The 3,026-nt window shown below is 71.7% G+C and carries 3 protein-coding genes; 1 reads left to right on the forward strand and 2 read right to left on the reverse strand.

Annotation, left to right across the window (positions count from 1 at the left end; all coding sequences use genetic code 11):
- The first annotated feature begins 500 nt into the window (after window positions 1-500).
- The gene (locus tag AOK18_RS13050; protein ID WP_055694451.1) at window positions 501-1,022 is read left to right on the forward strand and encodes a hypothetical protein; all 522 of its coding nucleotides are present in this window, start codon (window positions 501-503) and stop codon (window positions 1,020-1,022) included.
- A 7-nt stretch (window positions 1,023-1,029) separates the two neighbouring features.
- Here the strand turns inward: AOK18_RS13050 and hemC are convergent, their stop codons facing one another.
- Both hemC and AOK18_RS13060 read right to left on the reverse strand, forming a co-directional pair.
- Window positions 1,030-1,965 (reverse strand): hydroxymethylbilane synthase, encoded by a 936-nt coding sequence (gene hemC, locus AOK18_RS13055; protein ID WP_055572999.1) that lies wholly within the window; start codon window positions 1,963-1,965, stop codon window positions 1,030-1,032.
- 128 nt (window positions 1,966-2,093) lie between these two features.
- Window positions 2,094-2,870 (reverse strand): NPP1 family protein, encoded by a 777-nt coding sequence (locus tag AOK18_RS13060; protein ID WP_055694452.1) that lies wholly within the window; start codon window positions 2,868-2,870, stop codon window positions 2,094-2,096.
- Between the last annotated feature and the right edge of the window lie 156 nt (window positions 2,871-3,026).

Raw genomic sequence — 3,026 nt, forward strand, 5'->3', positions numbered from 1 at the left:
AGTACGTCAGCCCCTGGGCGGCGTCGTCCCGTCCCCGGGGCGGCTCGCCCGGTTCCAGACGGTGGACGCGGACCCGCAGACCGGCCTGTTCGTCGTACTCCTGCCAGTCCCCGACCACGTTCGGCTCGTACACGGTGCACCTCTCGACTTCTGTCGCTGTTTCCTATCTGTGGGCTCGGCGCACTGTCAAATGAGCGGAATGCGCCGTGGTCGGGCACTTCGTCCCCGGAGGCAACCGATCAAGCGCTGCGCTGGCACGATCCTCCGGGCCCGCCGCCCGGCCCGGCGATCACCCGGGCGGGGCGCGGAGACCGGTGGGGGCGACGTGATGTGCGGCACGCCGTCGCACGGGCCGGGCGGCGGGCCCGGAGGATCGTGCCAGCGCAGCGCTTGATCGGTTGCCTCCGGGGACGAAGTGCCCGACCACGGCGCATTCCGCTCATTTGACAGTGCGCCGAGCCCACAGATAGGAAACAGCGACAGAAGTCGAGAGGTGCACCGTGTACGAGCCGAACGTGGTCGGGGACTGGCAGGAGTACGACGAACAGGCCGGTCTGCGGGTCCGCGTCCACCGTCTGGAACCGGGCGAGCCGCCCCGGGGACGGGACGACGCCGCCCAGGGGCTGACGTACTTCAGCGTCCGCGTGACCGTCGAGAACCGCGGTGAGCGGAACGTCGGAATTCATCTCGAGGACGGTCAGGTCGACGTCCGGATCGGCCCCGACGGGGAAAGCGCGTTCCTCGACTGGCGCAACTCGCAGTTCATCGAGGGATTCGACGTCTATCCGCTGCGCCGCGCCACCGCCGTGCTCTACGCGGCCGGCCCCGAGGCGTCCCTGAGCCACGTCGACGTCCAGGTGCAGTTGCGGGTCGACGAGGAGTGGACCGGCCGTCGCCTGTGGTCGGGCGGCATCGACGTGCACGAGGGACCCGCCGCGGCCCCGGCGGGCGGGGTCCGGGAAGGCCTCGCGCACCAGATCGGCGTGTTCCTCCAGGAGCAGGCCGAGGAGGGCACCGCCTGACCCGGCCTCAGTGCGGGATCCCGTCGATGATCTCGCGGGCGCCCTGACGCAGCAGGGCGACCGCGACCGAGGTGCCGAGCGTCGCCGGGTCCAGTCGGCCGGCCCACTCGTGGGCGTTCAGCCGCACCTTGCCGTCCGGGGTGAAGACACAGGCCCGCAGCGACAGTTCGCCGCTCCGGTCGACCCGCGCGTATCCGGCGATCGGACTGTTGCAGTGCCCCTGCAGGACATGCAGGAACATCCGCTCGGCGGTGGCCTCCCGGTGCGTGTCCGGATGGCCGAGGGCGCTCACCGCGTCGATGAGGTCCGTGTCGTCCTCACGGCACTGGAGCGCGAGGATGCCCGCCCCGATGGGCGGCATCATCGCCTCGGGGGAGAGGAGTTCGCTGATCACGTCGCGGCGGCCGATGCGCTCCAGGCCGGAGACCGCGAGCAGCAGCGCGTCGGCCTCACCCGCCGCGAGCTTCGCCAGCCGCCGGTTGGCGTTGCCGCGGAACGGCACGCACTCGAGGTGCGGGTGGGAGACGGCCAGCTGTGCGACACGGCGCACCGAGGAGGTGCCGATCCGGCTCCCGGCCGGCAGTTCGTCCAGGGTGAGCCCGTCCAGCTGCACGAGGGCGTCGCGGACGTCGTCCCGCTCCAGGAACGCGGCGAACGCGGTGCCCGCGGGAAGCGGGCGGTCGGCGGGCACGTCCTTGACGCAGTGCACGGCGAGATCCGCCTCGCCGGTCAGCAGCGCGGCGTCGACCTCCTTGGTGAACGCGCCCTTGCCCTCCACCTGCGCCAGGTCGCCCAGCCACTTGTCGCCGGTGGTCCGCACGGGGACGACCGCGGTGCGCACACCGGGCAGGGCGGCGGCCAAGTCGGCCCGGACGCGCTCCACTTGGGCGAGCGCCATGGGCGAGTCGCGGGAGACGATGCGGATCAGTTCGGGGACGGACATGGCGACACGATAGACCCTTCGGACCGAGCGGCCGTGCGGGGCGGAACGGCTCGGGAGCCCGGACGGCGGGTTCGCCCGGGCCCCCGGTGGCCGACGGCCGATGGTGCGGATCCGGGAGGTAGCCCAGGTCAGGCGTACGGGTCGAACGGGATGCCCGACGGCTTCGCCGCGGCGAGATGCGAGGCGAAACTCCCGTCCTTGAGGCCGAAGTTCGCACTGCCGAAGTCGTGCTGGACGAGCTTGTCGCGCAGCCCGGCCGGATACCCGTTCCAGCCGACCAGCGCCGGGTACTGCCAGGTGCCCTGGTGGTTCTCCGGCGGTTCGTCGCCGGCGCTCGCGAGCCGGAAGCAGTGCGTGCCGATGCCGTCCTTGTGGTACACGATCTTCGGGTGGGTCCCGTCGAAACGGACCGCCGGCCTCGCGTGGATCGAGAACGAGCCGTGGCGGGAGGTCGAGACGTACTGGACCGTGTCGTTTCGCACCCACACCACGACGTGCTCCCAGTCGTGGCGGTGGCCGCCGAGGCTGACGCCCGGAAGCGCCTGGTCCTTCTCGAAGTACAGGGCGTAGACGACGGCGCACCAGCCGCTGTCGCACTTCGAGCGCGAGTAGCCGTTGGTGCTGTCCAGGTCCGGGGCGTCACGGCAGTTGCCGTTGAGGGCGCCCGTCGGGTTGAGCCCGGGGCTGACCGTGCCGTCCGGGCCGATCGCGGGGGTGGGATAGCACCCGTCGGTGTCGTAGTCGTAGGCGGGCTGGTACGTCCGGTCGAGGACGTCGGCGCCGGCCGGCAGGGCCGGCGGCGGTGCGGCGAAGGCGGTGGCGGGGAAGGCGATGACGAAGGCGAAGGCACCGGCGAGACCGGTCAGCCATCTCCTGCGGTGCGTTCGGAAGGCGATCGGCGACACTGCGTCCTCCTCGGAATCCGGGCGCAGCCCAACGGCTGTGGGGGGAAGGGGTGTTCAGCATCGCGATTGGACGCGTCCATGCCAAGAGCGAGGGGGGTGTCGAGGGTGAAGCGCTGCCCAACACTCGTGGAACCGCCGCCGGTCCGCTCACCGCCG

This window comes from Streptomyces prasinopilosus (assembly GCF_001419695.1).
In the GTDB taxonomy this organism is placed as follows: Bacteria; Actinomycetota; Actinomycetes; order Streptomycetales; family Streptomycetaceae; genus Streptomyces; species Streptomyces prasinopilosus.

Coding starts and splice junctions, on each gene's coding strand:
- hemC (WP_055572999.1), bottom strand. CDS start 1,965: ATGTCCGTCCCCGAACTGATCCGCATCGTCTCCCGCGACTCGCCCATG.